General features: G+C 44.7%; 18 protein-coding genes. 11 read left to right on the forward strand and 7 right to left on the reverse strand.

The genetic code is table 11. The features are described from left to right. Positions 1 to 96: 96 nt before the first annotated feature. On the reverse strand, positions 97 to 546 hold the full coding sequence (locus J4N43_RS03770) for a YaiI/YqxD family protein (protein ID WP_005380310.1): 450 nt from the start codon (positions 544 to 546) through the stop codon (positions 97 to 99). Continuing rightward, positions 543 to 836 (reverse strand): hypothetical protein, encoded by a 294-nt coding sequence (locus J4N43_RS03775; RefSeq protein WP_005391777.1) that lies wholly within the window; start codon positions 834 to 836, stop codon positions 543 to 545. The genes J4N43_RS03770 and J4N43_RS03775 overlap by 4 nt, the downstream gene beginning before the upstream one ends. A 932-nt stretch (positions 837 to 1768) precedes the next feature. On the opposite strand from J4N43_RS03775, the gene J4N43_RS03780 reads away from it, so the two are divergent. Continuing rightward, positions 1769 to 2254 carry a GNAT family N-acetyltransferase gene (locus J4N43_RS03780; protein WP_080996832.1) on the forward strand — a complete coding sequence of 162 codons (486 nt, stop codon included), beginning with the start codon at positions 1769 to 1771 and terminating at the stop codon, positions 2252 to 2254. Here J4N43_RS03780 and J4N43_RS03785 read toward each other — a convergent pair. Together J4N43_RS03785 and J4N43_RS03790 are read right to left on the reverse strand one after the other, a co-directional pair. Then, positions 2214 to 2513 carry a DUF3301 domain-containing protein gene (locus J4N43_RS03785; protein ID WP_012841498.1) on the reverse strand — a complete coding sequence of 100 codons (300 nt, stop codon included), beginning with the start codon at positions 2511 to 2513 and terminating at the stop codon, positions 2214 to 2216. The genes J4N43_RS03780 and J4N43_RS03785 overlap by 41 nt on opposite strands. Positions 2514 to 2526: 13 nt before the next feature. Continuing rightward, positions 2527 to 3564 carry a DUF3549 family protein gene (locus tag J4N43_RS03790; RefSeq protein ID WP_158159744.1) on the reverse strand — a complete coding sequence of 346 codons (1038 nt, stop codon included), beginning with the start codon at positions 3562 to 3564 and terminating at the stop codon, positions 2527 to 2529. Positions 3565 to 3640: 76 nt separating this feature from the next. Between J4N43_RS03790 and J4N43_RS03795 the strand changes: the two genes are divergently transcribed. Continuing rightward, positions 3641 to 3955 (forward strand): YqcC family protein, encoded by a 315-nt coding sequence (locus tag J4N43_RS03795; RefSeq protein ID WP_042521408.1) that lies wholly within the window; start codon positions 3641 to 3643, stop codon positions 3953 to 3955. Positions 3956 to 3959: 4 nt separating this feature from the next. Continuing rightward, positions 3960 to 4742 carry a tRNA pseudouridine(65) synthase TruC gene (truC, locus tag J4N43_RS03800; RefSeq protein WP_033905516.1) on the forward strand — a complete coding sequence of 261 codons (783 nt, stop codon included), beginning with the start codon at positions 3960 to 3962 and terminating at the stop codon, positions 4740 to 4742. 67 nt (positions 4743 to 4809) lie between these two features. On the opposite strand, the gene J4N43_RS03805 is transcribed toward truC, so the two are convergent. The 3 genes from J4N43_RS03805 to map all read right to left on the reverse strand — a co-directional run bounded on the left by J4N43_RS03805 (position 4810) and on the right by map (position 8947). Further along, a complete protein-coding gene (locus tag J4N43_RS03805; protein WP_005380322.1) occupies positions 4810 to 5193 on the reverse strand; it encodes a DUF3461 family protein in 384 nt (127 codons plus the stop codon). Between the two features lie 142 nt (positions 5194 to 5335). Further along, entirely contained in the window at positions 5336 to 7960 is a 2625-nt protein-coding gene (gene glnD / locus J4N43_RS03810) for a bifunctional uridylyltransferase/uridylyl-removing protein GlnD (protein ID WP_017636037.1), read from the reverse strand. Positions 7961 to 8068: 108 nt separating this feature from the next. Next, positions 8069 to 8947 carry a type I methionyl aminopeptidase gene (gene map / locus J4N43_RS03815; RefSeq protein ID WP_005380326.1) on the reverse strand — a complete coding sequence of 293 codons (879 nt, stop codon included), beginning with the start codon at positions 8945 to 8947 and terminating at the stop codon, positions 8069 to 8071. 384 nt (positions 8948 to 9331) lie between these two features. Between map and rpsB the strand changes: the two genes are divergently transcribed. From rpsB to rseP, 8 genes are all read left to right on the forward strand, one after another. Next, positions 9332 to 10060, forward strand: coding sequence for a 30S ribosomal protein S2 (rpsB, locus tag J4N43_RS03820; protein WP_005380327.1), 729 nt, complete (start codon positions 9332 to 9334; stop codon positions 10058 to 10060). Between the two features lie 132 nt (positions 10061 to 10192). Further along, positions 10193 to 11038 (forward strand): translation elongation factor Ts, encoded by an 846-nt coding sequence (tsf, locus tag J4N43_RS03825; protein ID WP_005380328.1) that lies wholly within the window; start codon positions 10193 to 10195, stop codon positions 11036 to 11038. Between the two features lie 147 nt (positions 11039 to 11185). Beyond that, positions 11186 to 11911: a UMP kinase gene (gene pyrH, locus J4N43_RS03830; RefSeq protein ID WP_005380329.1), complete on the forward strand. Its 726-nt coding sequence runs from the start codon at positions 11186 to 11188 to the stop codon at positions 11909 to 11911. Between the two features lie 100 nt (positions 11912 to 12011). Next, positions 12012 to 12569 (forward strand): ribosome recycling factor, encoded by a 558-nt coding sequence (gene frr / locus J4N43_RS03835; protein ID WP_005380330.1) that lies wholly within the window; start codon positions 12012 to 12014, stop codon positions 12567 to 12569. 96 nt (positions 12570 to 12665) lie between these two features. Next, on the forward strand, positions 12666 to 13421 hold the full coding sequence (gene uppS, locus J4N43_RS03840) for an undecaprenyl pyrophosphate synthase (protein WP_005380331.1): 756 nt from the start codon (positions 12666 to 12668) through the stop codon (positions 13419 to 13421). Positions 13422 to 13433: 12 nt separating this feature from the next. After that, positions 13434 to 14276 (forward strand): phosphatidate cytidylyltransferase, encoded by an 843-nt coding sequence (locus J4N43_RS03845; protein WP_005385351.1) that lies wholly within the window; start codon positions 13434 to 13436, stop codon positions 14274 to 14276. A gap of 50 nt (positions 14277 to 14326) precedes the next feature. After that, positions 14327 to 15532 (forward strand): 1-deoxy-D-xylulose-5-phosphate reductoisomerase, encoded by a 1206-nt coding sequence (ispC, locus tag J4N43_RS03850; RefSeq protein ID WP_005385353.1) that lies wholly within the window; start codon positions 14327 to 14329, stop codon positions 15530 to 15532. Further along, the gene (gene rseP / locus J4N43_RS03855) at positions 15532 to 16890 is read left to right on the forward strand and encodes a sigma E protease regulator RseP (RefSeq protein ID WP_017820751.1); all 1359 of its coding nucleotides are present in this window, start codon (positions 15532 to 15534) and stop codon (positions 16888 to 16890) included. Before ispC ends, rseP begins: the two co-directional genes overlap by 1 nt. The last annotated feature ends 32 nt before the right edge of the window (positions 16891 to 16922 follow it).

Below are 16922 nucleotides of genomic sequence, written 5' to 3' on the forward strand. Positions count from 1 at the left end.
TGGGAGTAAGAGCACGCTTTGGGTGCAATGCTGAGAATGAATTTTCAGGAATGAGCCAGGCTTTGATTTGCTGGCTCAATATGAATAGAGTGAGGGTTACTTCTTAAATTTCGCCAAAATACGATCCAAATGGTTTGCAAATTCGCGTCGATCGGTTTGAGAAAGCGCGGCGGGCCCACCTGTCTGAATTCCGCTTGAACGCATGGTTTCCATAAAGTCGCGGATATTTAGGCGAGCTTTGATGGTGTCTTTTGTATAGAGCTCGCCACGAGAACTGAGGGCTTGAGCGCCTTTAGAGATAACCTCATCTGCAAGCGGAATATCTGACGTGATCACCAAATCGTTGGCTTCCACACGCTTGACGATTTCGTTGTCTGCGATGTCAAATCCCGCAGGGACTTGCAGCGAGTGGATGTTGTCTCTTTTCGGCACAGGGACAACGTGGTTAGCGACAAACGTACATTCAATCCCCGTACGCTCGGCGGCACGCACAATGGTTTCGCGAATAACTTTTGGACACGCGTCTGCATCTACCCATAACTTCATGATGATTTCTCACTGAGTTTCGCTTCTAACTCTTCAATACGAATGGCTAGCATTTTTACGGTGCGTTCTAGGGCTTCAAGACGATCATTATCGGTGTGGTGCTGTGCTGCGATTTCAACCTTGGGTACGCGTTGAGCACTCTTCCAACTTTTTATTGCGGTGATTAACGCTGGCATTGGAACTGGCGTTTTCAATCGTGCTTTCACTAACGCTACGGTTGGCTCTTTTCCTTGTTGTTGCAACTGTTCCATTGCCGCTTCTAATTCTTTAGTAACGTCTTGAGTTAACATTTTTAATCCTTAACAACGATATATCTATCATCATACGTTGAGTGCGCTGATTTGGCGAATGGCATTTTGGAGAGTGTAGTGTGAGAGATCTCTTACATAGGTTGTGAGAGAAAACGATTTCGTAAGCGGAAAAAGAGAAGCTGAAGAGCTTAAGTTTCTGATAAATAATGATTTAACAACTTGTTAACCAATGTGAGAGCCAAATATTTATCTTGGATAGATTGTCTATTTTTGGAAAAGGCGTAAATTGAGAGTTGTCAGCAGGAAGCAGACACGGAACAGGAAAGCACCAAGGATTTGGTTATCGTCAGGAAGACGATTTGGTTGGTCAGGATGATTAATCAAGCATGGAGCGTAGGACATTGTAAGGATACGATCATCAATAGGATGTTGATGACTAAGGATAGACAATGGACCCCTCTAGGATTGAGGTTATGGACAGCATCAGGAAGATGCAAGGGACACCGCTCAAGGAACAAGTGACGTGTGCTAACGAGGAATGTTAGCAGTCAGGATGATAAGGACACCGCTAGGACGGCGACGTAAGGAATAAGCTGACGGAATCAGCCACTATTATGGATGATGCATGGAGCACTTTTAGTAGCCGGACTGCTGCGAGTAAGACCATGACCCCGATACTTATGTGTCGGGGTCTTTCTTATACAAAAAAGATATCCAGTGTTCTCATTGAATTAAGCATCTCGATGTTACTTGGGGATATCAATATCACAAAATATATAAATTCCTAATAACACTTAATAAAAAACAACTCAGATCAATATCCTTTCCAACCAGTTGGTTTAACTTTCGGCTTCTCTACAAGGTGTTATGCCCGCAATCATTGAGCATGTTCAGCTCATCGAGTTTGTGATCTGCGGATAGATTAAGTTTGTTGTAATCAAGGAACAGATGTGGCCATAGTAACCAGAAGAATGCTTCTTCTACCCTACAATGAGTCGTTGCAACTAGAATTCGTCATGCTGAATTGCTGTGCGAAAAACCGTGCTGAAATGAACGGTCCGTATACTGTCGCGTCTGCCAAACAGATGTTTGAGAAAATACTGGATGATGAAAATATTTATAGTATGGCGGTGCTAGAAAGTACCAGTCGTGACTATATGGGGCACGTGTTCATTGCTAATCTCGATTCCGAGCCTGAGTTAGGGTTTATTTTTGATAAATCTTATTGGGGTAAAGGGTTAGCGACAGAAGCTCTAAAAGCGTTTTTCCCAAAGGCGTGCCGTGAGCTGGGGCTACACAAGGTGAAAGCTAATGTGAATAGCAACCATCAAGCTTCTATGGCGGTGCTGAAAAAACTGGGATTTGTTGAAACAAAAGAAAGTAAGGATCTATATGGTCCTTACTTTGAAATGGAATTTACAAGCGATGCGGTGGTAGGTGAAAGTTCTGCGGCCTGAAACCGACCATGGTTAACTCCCCTTGGTAGCAATCGTCACCAAGAGATGAAAACTCAAATTGATACACCGTATGCCAACGCCAGACTCCGTCTGGCGTTTTTAGTTTATGGGCACCAAAGGCGATGCTGATTAATTGGAGATCCAATTGCTCACATTTACGCGTGATTGCCACTTTTGCGAGTTCGGCTTGACGACGTTGTTGCCAAAACAGATAACAGAAAAAGCATAGCCCTAAAATTGCTAAAAGATCACCAATCATCCCTGAACCTTTATTATCCCTTTGTTGCTTGTTGTAAGCTTACTAGCGCGTTTGCTAGTTCTTCAGATGGATTTGAATGTAGCAAGGGCAATAGCACCATTCTTAACTCTGGTAGCATCACTAAATCGGCAAATAACTGATTAAATAGGGCTTGATTACCGGTTTGAGCTAAACGCAGCAAAAACTGTTCTGCTACCTTTTCATTGGCGAGTAAGTGCCAAGCGCGACCCGCCACACCAATCAATACCTCCTGATGGCTTAAACGAGGGCTATGCAATATCGCATCTAATACTGGAGAGGCGACTTCTGTTGGTGCACCAGCAAGGGCTCGGATAAGTGCTGAAAGTAGGAAGAGATCAGGTTCGCTACTTGCGATTTCTTGCTGTGCCTTTTCCGCGATACGTTCTGCTAAACGCTCTTGAAGCTCTACATGCTCAAGCGCACCTAATAGTGCATAAAGTGGCTCATTTGGTAGGTGGTTCAACGCTTTGCGTATCATTACCCCGTTTTGCTCTTTGTCCAGGCGAGCGGCTATGTCTGTGATACCTTGCAGACCTACAGTTTGCCAATTATCCCAGCCTAAACCTCCAGAGAAGTAATGCTGGGTATGCTCGTAATATTGGCTGGTAGGAAGATTGAGGTTTGCGCGGACCTGGCTATGAAACACGGCCATTTTATCTTCGGAAGGTTTGAAAGTGTATGGGTTGTTAGACAGCTTTTGTTGTTGCTCTTCAGTGATATCATCATTGAGGCGTGTTCCCATAGCCTCCACGACGTATTTAATGAAATTGCCGATATCCGCTTGCTTTAACAAACCGCGCTCGTCCAATTCAAACTTTAGAAACCAAATCCAAGGTTGCTTTTGTTCATTCCAATAAGCGATGGCAAGGTGTGCTTTACGCTGCATTGGAAATGGGTAAGGTGCTTGACCTTTTTCTACATCGGTAAACTCTTTCTTAGCGATGGTTTTGATACGGCGACCAAGATCGAAGATTTGATAATCACAGTGGCTGTTGTTCAACAGTTGAGTGAGGGTTTGAATGTTTTCCATTAAATACGACGTCCTAACGTTCTTTTCACAAGAAATGGTATCATTCTCGGCTAATTCAAGGTTCGAGATAGAATTAATGGTAACAAATACTCAATTGGTCGACTTACTTCACCAACTTGAAACGCAGCTTAGAGAGCATAAATTGTGGCAATACACTATGCCTTCAGAGCAAGCCTTACAAAGTGCGGAGCCATTTGCGATTGATACATTGCATCCTCATGAGTGGTTGCAGTGGATTTTTATAGCCAGAATGCACGCACTAGTGAAAAATAACCAACCACTGCCAAGAGGGTTTTCTCTCGAGCCCTATTTTTCAGAAGCGTGGAAGCAGGAACCGCAGTTCGCCGAGCTGCTCGTTACAATCCGAACCATTGACGAACTGTGTAAGTAAACGAATGCTAGAACAAGAACTAACGCGATCTTCAGAACCAGTTGAGCTGGAGATCGTTTATCAGGATGAATATTTTGTAGCGGTCAACAAGCCTGCAGGCATGTTAGTGCATCGCAGTTGGTTAGATAAACACGAAACTCAGTTTGTCATGCAAACTTTGCGCGACCAAATTGGTCAGCATGTGTTCCCATTGCATCGTCTGGATCGCCCAACATCTGGTGTGCTCGTGTTTGCGTTGTCGAGTGAAGTCGCATCACAAGTCATGCCGATGTTTGCTGAACATAAAATGGAAAAGACATACCACGCGATAGTACGCGGTTGGATTGAGGAAGAGGGCGTCTTGGATTACGCACTCAAAGTGGAGTTAGACAAGATTGCTGATAAGTTCGCTTCACAAGAAAAAGAAGCGCAAGAAGCGGTGACGGAATATAAGCCGTTGGCTAAAGTGGAGGTTCCCTATTCGACGGGTAAATTTCCTACAACGCGTTATTGCTTAGTTGAGATGAAACCTAAAACGGGGCGTAAGCACCAACTTCGTCGTCATATGGCACATCTACGCCATCCGATCGTGGGTGATACAACGCACGGGGATGGAAAGCACAACAAGCTGTATCGCACAGAGTTTGATTCTCATCGTTTGCTACTGCATGCTTCAGAGTTACGGTTTGTCCATCCATTTACCGATCAAGAGATTGTCATGACGGCCAATCTTGATGAAACTTGGCAGCAATTGTTTACTCGATTTGAGTGGGATGAACCGATAATCGGCGCAGTTAGATCTAGATAATGATTGAGTACAAATAAAAAGGGTTAGCATCAATGCTAACCCTTTTTTAAAATTTAAGACTTAACGTTTACTTTAGTTTTTCAAGATCCGCTTCGATCTCTGCGATCTTACTCGAAACGACTTTTTCTAAATGACGAAGGTCTGAAAGAATTTTCTCTTTTACATCAACCTCAGGTTGTTTCGTTGGCTTAGTGATTTTATTCAGTTCATCAATGACTAATGTGAGGTTACGGTTGATTTCCGTTACTTCTTTATATTTGTGACTGCCACTATCAACAAGAACATTTTTGATTTGGCGTGGGTATTTGAATTTAACGCTTTTAGCGAATAGTTCGCCTTTTTGCTTGTGGAAATAGATCTTGAGTACGTCTTTGTGTGCTTCTTGGCGTAGGGAATAACGTTCAATCTGCTTAGGGTCGTGAATACCCAAACCAGTGAGGTGGGGATACATAGGCTACCTCTATTACATCGAATTGATATTGATATAACTGTAGCAGCCTATGTATGAGCTAGATAGCTGATATTTAGCCAAAATGCTTAACTTGTGGGCAAGATCGCTCTCGCCCTGAACCGAAAAGATTGGCAGGTTTGATCTAAGCTGCGACCTCATCAGATAACTTTTCGATCAATCTCTCTCTTAGCTCATCCTGTTGTTCTTCACTTAATCTTCCCCCTGCATCACTGGTTAAAATAAACAAGTCTTCTGCTCGCTCACCAATGGTGGTGATTTTTGCACCATGAAGGTTGATATTTAAATCAGCAAACGTACGGCCTACTTTGGCCAACAGCCCTGGTGTGTCTAGCGCGACAAACTCCATTAAAGTGTGTTTTTTACCTTTGGTTGGTAAGAAGTCGACTTTGGTTTTCACGTTAAAGTGCTGAAGTTTGTTCGGAGTACGGCGCGTTTTAATCTTGGTTGGTCGGCCTGCCTCCAGTACATGAGTGAGGTGTTTAATCACCGCGGCGTGACGAGACTCATCGATCGCTTCGCCATGTTGATCGAGTACCATAAAGGTATCAATCACGTGCCCATCTTTGCTGGTCATGATTTGCGCGTCGTGTACATTAAAATTACGCCTATCTAACTCCGCCACGACTGTCGCAAATAAAGCAGGCTGGTCTTTCGTATATACAAACACCTCAGTGCCGCCACGAGTGGCTTTTTTACTGATCAACACCAAAGGCTTAGTCGGATCTTCCATGCGAAGTAAGTGTTCGCAGTGCCACGCGATTTGCGTATGGGTATGACGAAGGAAGTAGTCAGCTTTGAAGCGTTGCCACAATACTTCAATTTCGCGCGCGGCAAACCCCTCTTTGCGCAGCATTGCGGAGGCCATTTGTTGATTGTGGCGAATTCGCTCACGCACATCGACAGGGTTCTCTAGGCCTCTACGTAAAGCACGTTGTGTGGAGTAATACAGCTCCGCAAGTAAAGTTCGTTTCCAAGCATTCCAAAGTTCTGGGTTGGTTGCACAAATATCTGCAACTGTCAGGCATACAAGATAATCGAGAGATTCTTCGTCTCTGACTTTTTTGGCAAACTCGGTAATGACATCAGGATCATAAATATCTCGGCGCTGTGCGGTGACAGACATTAATAGATGATGTCTTACCAACCAAGCGACAAGTTTCGCTTCGGGCTTCGATAAACCATGCTCAATGCAGAAGTCGTACGCTTCTCCTTCACCGATAATCGAGTGATCGCCGCCACGACCTTTCCCGATATCGTGGAAAATAGCGGCAATAATCAGCAGCTCTTTCTTTTGCATCCGAGGGTAGACGTCACAGCAAATAGGGTGCTTCGCATGATTTTCTGGGTCACTAAAAGTGTTGATGTGTTTAAGTAAGCGAATACTGTGTTCATCAACGGTGTAGGCATGGAATAAGTCAAACTGCATTTGACCAACAATCTGACTCCATTGCGGTAAATAGGCCGCCATAACCCCTAATCGGTGCATGAGGCTGAATGCTTTGTGAAGAGCATTAGGGTGACGACATAACGCCATGAACTTTTCACGCGCAGCAGGAATGGTGTGCAAAAACTTGTTGAGCCGACGCCGAGCGGTGCGCAGTTGACGCAGCGTTGGTGGGCTCACCCCTTCAATAGTTGAGTCGTTAGCAATATGTAAGAACATATCCAGAATAGTTTCTGGGCGAGCTTGGAACAATGCGGGTTTCCGCGCTTCAATTAAAGAACCGCGACGTTGAAAGTCTGTATCGAGAATCTCGGCACTTTCTGTCGCCCCACCATTAATGATCGCTTGGTCAAAGAGTTTGAGTAGCATTTTATTGAGCTCTGCCACACGACGAAGCGTGCGGTAGAACTCTTTCATCATCATTTCTACGCCTCGGTTGCCTTCTCCGACGTAGCCTAGGTTTTCCGCAACTTGTGCTTGATGAGCAAAGGTCAAGCGGTTGTCATAGCGGCGAAGCTCCATGTGCAGAGCGAAACGTACTCGCCAAAGGAAGTCCTGACATTCAACCAATTCTCGGTATTCTGCGTCAGTTAAAAATCCGTATCGGCTCATTTCCAACAATGAAGTCGCACCAAAGTGACGTCGAGCGACCCAGCTTAATGTATGAATATCGCGTAGCCCGCCAGGGGTTGATTTAATGTCCGGTTCTAAGTTGTAGGTCGTGTCGTGGTAACGCGCATGGCGTTCGCGCTGCTCTTGAATTTTAGCGCGGTAAAACGTCTCACTTGGCCAGAAGGAGTCTGATAACACGACTTTCTTCAGTGCCTGAAAGGTGTCCTCGCTTCCACACAGCAGTCGCGCTTCTTGCAGGTTTGTCGCGACCGTTAGATCGGCTTTACCAATTTCAGCACATTCAGTAACGGTGCGAACAGCGTGTCCGACCTCGAGTTTTAAATCCCACAACAGCGTAATGAATTCGCTGATTTTTGCTTCTAACGCGGTTGGCAGTTTATTGTTCGACAGAATCAAAATATCGATATCGGAGAGCGGATGCAGCTCGCCTCGTCCGTAGCCACCAACGGCAACTAGGGAAATGTTGTAAATATCCTTGAAACCAAAATGTTGCCACAAACGATTGAGAAGCAGATCCATATATTCAGCTCTGGCTAAAACCAAGCTTGTTACCGGATGATGATTGAGAAACTCTTGGTTTTGATTAGAGCTAAACTTCTCTAATTCTTGTTTGAGTTCACCGATATTGATTTGTTCATCGGAAAAGGTAAGAGGGGACTGAAGTGTCATATTTGCCATCCGTGCAAGCTAATCTAATAACAATCTAACAAATTTGCGGCAGATAAAAAATATCCCCGCCGAAGCAGGGATATAGTAAACAACGAGTGGTTGTCAGCTTTACGCGTTTTTCATTAGGCGAGGAATCGTATCGTCGCTACGAAGCGTCAGTACTTCACAACCTTCTTTTGTTACTACAATGGTATGTTCCCATTGCGCAGAGTTCTTGCCGTCGCCCGTGTAAACAGTCCAGTCATCTTGTGCATCAACAGAGCAACCAAATTTACCTGCGTTAATCATCGGCTCAATAGTAAAGCACATGCCTTCTTTTAATACGCGGCGGTCTTTGTTCTTGTAATGAACCACTTGTGGTTCTTCATGGAACTCATCGCCGATACCGTGACCACAGAAGTCTTTCACAATAGAAAACTTGTTGCGAGGATTGTTCTTGTTATTCTCTTTGATGTACTTCTCGATAGCTGTACCGATGTCACCAACTGTTGAACCTGGCTTAACGGTACGCATACCAACGTACAGTGCTTCTTGAGCTACCATGCACAGACGTTTGTTTGCAGGCGAAACATCACCGACTAGGAACATCTTAGAAGTGTCACCATGGTAACCCTGAGGACGCACGCTCAGATCGGCATTCTCATCATTTGGAACGATTACGGTAATATCAACGTTTAAGATGTCACCATCTTTTAGTACCGCCGGCTTCATTTGGCCGTTGCTACCGATTTCGTCTTTTTCCGCTGGAATACCGTGGCATACGATATGGTTGATTGAAGTACAGATCGACTTAGGGAAACCATGGTAATCAAGCGGAGCAGAGTATGCACCTTTTTCTAGAGCGTACTCATGACAGATTTTGTTTAACTCTTCTGTCGTCACACCAACTTTGATGTGTGGTTCGATCATTTCTAGAATCTCTGCGGCTAGCTTGCCCGCAATGCGCATGCGTTCTATTTCTTCAGCAGTTTTAATCTTGATTGACATTGGCTTTCTCTACTTATTCCTAAGCACGTAAACGTGCGAATGGCCGCATTCTATCAGACATCGGGGCGTTAACCCAAGTTAGATAGGAATATGCATCATTCTTAATTCGATCATATGTTTAAAGTTTTGCTTATAAATAGGAGAAAGTGGCTCGGTGAAGAAATAATTTTTACTAGCCACAGTGAGCTAAAATATGGTATAAAGCGCGCCGGAATAGAGGACTGTTCTCTTCGTTTAGCAAAGTTAAGCGGCGAAGCAAGCTTCATCCGAATAACCTTTTATCTTTAAATCACACACATTCCGTCACATATTCCGGGGTGCTGAGCAGAAGCTTGGTCGGAGTTATGGGGAATGTGGAGGCCTAACCCCATAGAGGATTTTAAAATGGCAACTGTATCAATGCGCGATATGCTAAAAGCTGGTGTTCACTTCGGTCACCAGACTCGTTACTGGAACCCAAAAATGAAGCCATTCATCTTTGGCGCTCGTAACAAAGTTCATATCATCAACCTAGAAAAAACTGTACCAATGTTCAACGACGCTCTAGCTGAACTAGCTAAAGTTGGCGAGAAGAAAGGTAAGGTTCTATTCGTAGGTACTAAGCGCGCTGCATCTGAAGCTGTTAAAGAAGCTGCAATCGCAAGCAACCAGTTTTACGTAAACAACCGCTGGTTAGGCGGTATGCTTACAAACTACAAAACAGTTCGTCAGTCTATCAAGCGTCTAAAAGAACTAGAGACTCAATCTCAAGACGGTACTTTTGACAAACTAACTAAGAAAGAAGCTCTAATGCGTACTCGCGAAATGGAGAAGCTAGAGAAATCTCTTGGTGGTATCAAAGACATGGGCGGCCTACCAGACGCTCTATTCGTAATCGACGCTGATCACGAACACATTGCAATTAAAGAAGCTAACAACCTAGGTATTCCAGTATACGCTGTGGTAGATACTAACTCTAACCCAGACGGCGTTGACTACGTAATCCCAGGTAACGACGACGCGATCCGCGCTGTACAGCTATACCTGAACGCTGCTGCTTCAGCAGTATCTGAAGGTCGTAACAAAGACGTAGCTGCAGTTGCTGAAAAAGACGGTTTCGTAGAAGCTGAATAATAGCGGCTCTGTGTCACACTTGGTCTATGTGAAACCTTTGTGTAGCATAAACTAAGTTATAGTTAGCAATGGGGGCCGACAATGTTAGGCCCCTGTTTTTTACCTTATTTCGAATCAAACGAGGAAGACAGAATGGCAACTGTAACTGCTGCTCTAGTTAAAGAACTTCGCGAGCGTACTGGCGCTGGCATGATGGAATGTAAGAAAGCGCTTGTAGAAGCAAACGCTGACATCGAACTAGCAATTGAAAACATGCGTAAATCTGGCGCAGCGAAAGCAGCTAAGAAAGCTGGTAACGTTGCAGCTGAAGGCGCAATCATCATCAAAGAAGAAAACGGCGTTGCTGTTCTTCTTGAAGTTAACTGCCAAACTGACTTCGTTGCTAAAGACGGTAACTTCACTGCATTCGCAGAAGAAGTTGCAGCTGCAGCTCTAGCTTCAAAAGCTTCTGTTGAAGAACTACAAGCACAATTCGAAGACGCACGTGTAGCTCTAGTAGCTAAAATCGGTGAAAACATCACTATCCGTCGCGTAGAATACGTTCAAGGCACTGCAATCGCTTCTTACCGTCACGGTGAGAAAATCGGTGTTGTTGTTGCTGGTGAAGGCGACGCAGAAACTCTTAAGCACGTTGCAATGCACGTTGCTGCTTCTAAGCCAGAGTTCGTTAACCCAGAAGACGTACCAGCTGACGTAGTAGAAAAAGAGAAAGCGGTTCAAGTTGAAATCGCAATGAACGAAGGCAAGCCTGCTGAAATCGCTGAGAAGATGGTTGTTGGCCGCATGAAGAAATTCACTGGCGAGATCTCTCTAACAGGTCAAGCTTTCATCATGGAGCCTAAGAAAACTGTAGGCGAAATGCTGAAAGAAAAAGGCGCTTCAGTTTCTACGTTCGTTCGCCTAGAAGTAGGTGAAGGTATCGAGAAGAAAGAAGAAATGAGCTTCGCTGAAGAAGTTGCAGCAGCTCAAAAAGGTTAATCCTTAGAGACTGTATAAAGATTAGACCGTAGCCAAGGCTGCGGTCTTTTTATGAGCAGTGAACGATTAGCCGTGATGAATAGCCATAACTGAAGTTGTGTCTATTCATGACTGTTAATCAACAACTCTCTTTGGAAGGTAAACTCCATGACTACGAACCCTAAACCAGCGTATCAACGTATTCTATTAAAACTGAGTGGTGAAGCTCTTCAAGGTGAAGACGGTTTTGGTATTGATCCTGCGGTCCTTGATCGTATGGCACAAGAAGTTAAAGAACTGGTTGAACTGGGTGTTCAGGTTGGTGTAGTTATCGGTGGCGGTAACTTGTTCCGTGGTGCAGGCCTAGCTGAAGCTGGTATGAACCGCGTAGTTGGTGACCACATGGGTATGCTTGCTACAGTAATGAATGGCCTAGCGATGCGTGATGCTCTTCACCGTGCATACGTAAATGCGCGCGTTATGTCTGCAATCCCTCTAAAAGGCGTATGTGACGACTATAATTGGGCTGATGCGATCCGTGAGCTTCGCCAAGGCCGAGTTGTCATCTTCTCTGCTGGTACTGGTAACCCGTTTTTTACAACGGATTCTGCTGCTTGTTTACGTGGTATCGAAATTGAAGCGGATGTCGTACTAAAAGCGACGAAAGTTGATGGTGTATTTACTGCTGACCCTGTAGCAAACCCAGACGCAGAGCTGTATGATAAGCTATCTTATGCAGAAGTTCTGGATAAAGAGCTGAAAGTTATGGACTTGGCGGCGTTTACGCTAGCTCGTGACCACAAAATGCCAATCCGCGTATTTAATATGAACAAGCCAGGCGCACTACGTCGCGTGGTAATGGGCGAAGCAGAAGGCACGCTCATCAACGAATAAGCTTGGCTTAAGGTGCCACTCCAAAGCGTTAGGGTGGTGCTTGCTTTGCTCAACCGTTTTAGGCTTTCTTCAGGAAAGATGACATTTTTAAGGTGAAACTGTGATTAACGAAATCAAAAAAGACGCGCAAGAGCGCATGGATAAAAGCGTTGAAGCGCTTAAGAACAACCTTTCTAAAATTCGTACAGGTCGTGCACACCCAAGCCTACTATCTGGTATTTCTGTAGAATACTACGGTGCAGCAACACCTCTAAACCAAGTAGCAAACGTTATTGCTGAAGATGCACGTACACTTGCAATCACGGTTTTTGATAAAGAGCTGACGCCGAAAGTAGAAAAAGCGATCATGACGTCTGACCTTGGTCTAAACCCTATGTCAGCTGGCACTATCATCCGCGTTCCACTTCCACCGCTAACGGAAGAGCGTCGTAAAGACCTAGTTAAGATCGTCCGTGGTGAAGCTGAAGGTGGTCGTGTTGCTGTTCGTAACATCCGTCGTGACGCAAACAACGATCTTAAAGCGCTTCTAAAAGATAAAGAAATCTCTGAAGATGAAGACCGCAAAGCACAAGACGAAATTCAAAAGCTAACTGACGTTGCAGTTAAGAAGATCGATGAAGTTCTTGCTGCAAAAGAAAAAGAGTTGATGGAAGTTTAATACTCCCACACACATCACTGTTGGAAAACGCTGTGCTCACAGCTCAGCGTTTTTTTATGTTAGTCTATCCAACTGATGGAACTCAATTAACTCCCTATGCAAAATTCTCAAGCCTTCTCTGATTCCCTTCCTAAGCATATTGCCATCATTATGGACGGTAATGGCCGTTGGGCTAAGTCCAAAGGAAAACCTCGCGTATTTGGTCATAAAAAAGGCGTTAGTGCCGTTCGTAAGACCGTGGCTGCTGCTTCAAAACTAGGCATTAGAGCCATGACGCTGTTTGCTTTTAGTAGTGAAAACTGGCGTCGTCCGGAGGAAGAAGTGGGTCTTTTGATGGAACTGTTTATCACGGTCCTGTCTAGTGAAGTAAAAAAACTACACAAAAATAACTTACGGTTGCGCGTGATCGGTGATACCAGTCGATTTAGTGAGCGTCTACAAAAGAAAATTGTAGAAGCAGAAAACCTAACGGCAGATAACACGGGTATGGTGATCAACATTGCAGCCAACTATGGCGGTAAATGGGACATCACAGAAGCTGCTAAAACGTTAGCGCTAAAAGCACGTAACGGTGAAATTCGTGTAGAGGATATCAATGAGCAGCTAATCACTGAGCATTTGACCATGGCAGACCTACCGGAAGTGGATCTTTTAATTCGCACCAGTGGAGAGTGCCGCATCAGCAACTTTATGTTGTGGCAAATGGCTTATGCAGAAATGTACTTTACACCAGAGTACTGGCCAGAATTCGATGAAGACAGTTTGGTAGAAGCTGTGACTTGGTTTATCAACCGAGAACGTCGTTTTGGCTGTACAGGTGAACAAATAAAGGCATTGATGGCAGCTCAATAAGGACTAGTTAGTTTGAAACAGAGAATAATAACAGCACTAATTTTAGCTCCCCTGGTTATTTTAGGCATTTTTAAATTACCGCTAATGGGCTTTATTGCCGCTTTAACTGCAATAACGCTATTAGGTTTTTGGGAGTGGACTCAGTTTACAGGAAGCAACTCTCGCATTGCTGCCCTTGTGCCGGCAATCATTATTACCGGACTTAGTTTTCTATACATCTCGCCTGATGCATATAGCCTCAATCACTTAACGACACCTCATTATGTCGTCTTGGGTATTGGTTTTGTTTGGTGGATTATTGCTAGCTTAATGGCGATTACTTACCCCAAAACGACGAAATCTTGGCAAAGTAATTTTGTTTTACGTCATGTATTTGGTTTTCTGACATTAATCCCATTCCTTTGGAGTGTGATTATTCTCAGAGCGTATGACATCACTGTAGATCCATACCACGGCGCAAAGCTTGTGTTGTACGTTTGTTTCTTGGTATGGGCTGCAGATAGCGGCGCCTACTTTGCAGGCAAAAGCTTAGGCAAACGTAAGATGGCTCCTCATGTAAGCCCCAATAAAACCATTGAAGGGCTAATTGGTGGCATTATCACGGCATTAATCGTAGCGTGGGCATTTGCTGATTGGTTCGATATCCAGTTCACTAGCCCTGTCCATATGGTGCTGATTACGCTGGTTACTGTCGTTATTTCAGTGCTTGGTGATCTGGTTGAAAGTATGTTCAAACGTGTCTCAGGCATTAAAGACAGCAGTAACATTATCCCAGGGCACGGTGGTGTGCTAGATCGTATCGACAGCCTAACCGCAGCATTCCCAGTTTTTGCTCTTCTTTACTACGTATTCTAATTTATCAGGAGCGGCGTCGTCGCTCCTGAGCTTTCTAACGGTCTTACAACATGCAAAAGTTAACGATTCTTGGTGCTACTGGATCAATTGGTGCAAGCACGCTTAAAGTGGTCGAACAAAACCCAGATCTGTTTTCTGTCGTTGCCTTAGCGGCAAGCACTAACGTTGAAAAGATGATCGGTCTATGTCGTCAGTGGCAACCTAAGTATGCGGTCATGGCAGATAAAGCTGCGGCATCTCAACTTCAAGCTGAGCTACACTCGGTTTCGCCAGGTACCGAAGTGCTAGGTGGTGTTGATGCGCTATGCCATATTGCTTCGCTGGACGAGGTCGACAGTGTAATGGCTGCTATTGTTGGAGCAGCTGGCTTATTGCCTACCATGGCTGCCGTGAAAGCAGGTAAGCGAGTCTTGTTGGCAAATAAAGAAGCACTTGTAATGTCAGGCCAGCTATTTATTGATGCTGTAGAAGAATTTGGCGCAGAGCTACTTCCCGTCGACAGTGAACACAACGCCATTTTCCAATGTTTACCACAGCAAGTACAAACCAATCTAGGTCGTTGCAATTTACAAGAACATGGCATTTCTCATATTTTGTTGACTGGATCTGGTGGTCCTTTCCGTTACACTGACATCGCAGAACTGGAGCAGGTGACACCCGCGCAGGCGATTGCTCATCCAAACTGGTCTATGGGGCCAAAAATTTCTGTTGACTCTGCCACGATGATGAATAAAGGCCTTGAGTATATCGAAGCTAAGTGGCTATTTAATGCTGCTCGCGAACAACTGAAGGTGGTTATTCATCCTCAATCTGTGATTCATTCTATGGTTCAGTATCGTGATGGTTCGGTCTTGGCACAAATGGGAGAAGCGGATATGGCGACGCCAATTGCGCTCACCATGTCATACCCGTCAAGAGTAGAAGCTGGGGTTAAGCCGCTAGACTTCACGAAAGTTGGTGAGCTGACGTTTTTGCAGCCTGACTTTGCTCGTTACCCATGTTTAAAACTCGCAATTGATGCTTGTTATGAAGGTCAACACGCAACAACGGCATTGAATGCAGCTAATGAAGTCGCTGTTGATGCATTTTTAAATAACAGACTAGGTTTTACCGATATTGCTCGCATCAATGAGTCTGTGTTGAATAAAATCAACGCAAGCTGCAAAGCTGAGAATGCGAATAGCTTGGAAAGCTTGCTCGAGCTAGATAGAATGGCACGAACTATTGCCCTAGAAACCATACGCGAGCGTAGCTGATGACTGGTATATTGTGGAATCTCATTTCTTTTATCGTCGCACTGGGCATTCTTGTTGCCGTGCACGAATTTGGGCACTTTTGGGTTGCTCGCCGTTGCGGCGTTAAAGTTGAAAAGTTTTCAATCGGTTTCGGCAAGTCTATTTGGAGTAAAGTAGGCAAAGACGGAACGGAGTACAGCATCTCAATGATCCCTCTCGGCGGCTATGTGAAAATGGTTGATAGCCGTGTCGATGAGGTGCCAGAACATGAGAAGCACCTAGCGTTTGATAAGAAGCCGTTATGGAAGCGAACCTCTATTGTTGCGGCTGGCCCCATCTTTAATTTTCTTTTCGCAATTTTTGCCTATTGGCTGGTATTTCTAATTGGTATCCCGGCTGTTAAGCCTGTAATTGGTGAAGTTACGCCCAATTCGATTGTTGCGGAAGCTGGAATTGAATCTGGAATGGAACTTAAATCGATATCTGGTATCAAAACTCCGGATTGGGAATCAGTAAATATGGGATTGATTTCTCATATTGGCGATGATTTGATGACGGTAACACTAACGTCAGCGAATGAAGTTGGTTCAGAAGTAACGAAAACGCTCGATTTACGTGAGTGGAAGTTCGACCCAGAAACTCAGTCAGCGATGCAATCGTTAGGTTTTACTCCGTATACACCGGAGGTGTATCGAGTTATCGAGCAGGTCTCGCAAGGTGGAGCGGCGGAAAAAGCCGGTGTGCTTCCAGGTGATGAGGTTGTCGCAATTGGTCAACAACGCGTAACCGAATGGAAGCAAGTGGTTGAAGCGGTTCGTTCTAATCCTGATACACCGCTTGAATTGACGGTGTTACGTCAGGGTTATGAGCAAACATTGACGCTGACGCCCGGTAGCCGTGAGCTAGCTAACAAAGAAGTCGTTGGTTTTGCAGGTATTGCACCTAAAGTCGCAGAATGGCCAGAAAGTTATCGCTTCGATCTTCAGTTTGGTGTATTCGAGTCAATAGGTAAAGCAGTAGACAAAACTGGCCAAGTCATTGGTTTGACAATCAGCATGCTTAAGAAGCTGATTGTTGGAGACGTTGGTCTGAATAATCTGAGTGGACCAATATCAATAGCCAAAGGCGCAGGCGCGACAGCAGATTATGGTTTGGTCTACTTTTTAGGTTTTCTCGCTCTAATTAGTGTTAACCTAGGTATTATTAACCTCGTTCCTTTACCAATGTTGGATGGCGGTCATTTGTTGTTTTTTGCAATTGAAGCAGTCATTCGACGTCCTGTTCCTGAGAAAGTGCAGGAAATGGGCTTTAGAATTGGTGGTGCGATCATCTTCTCGCTCATGGCGTTAGCGCTATTTAATGATTTTACTCGTCTGTGATAGTTCAGAGACAAAAGCAGTAGCAAGGAATA

Origin of the sequence: Vibrio sp. SCSIO 43009 (genome assembly GCF_023716525.1) — a bacterium.
Taxonomy (GTDB): domain Bacteria; phylum Pseudomonadota; class Gammaproteobacteria; order Enterobacterales; family Vibrionaceae; genus Vibrio; species Vibrio alginolyticus.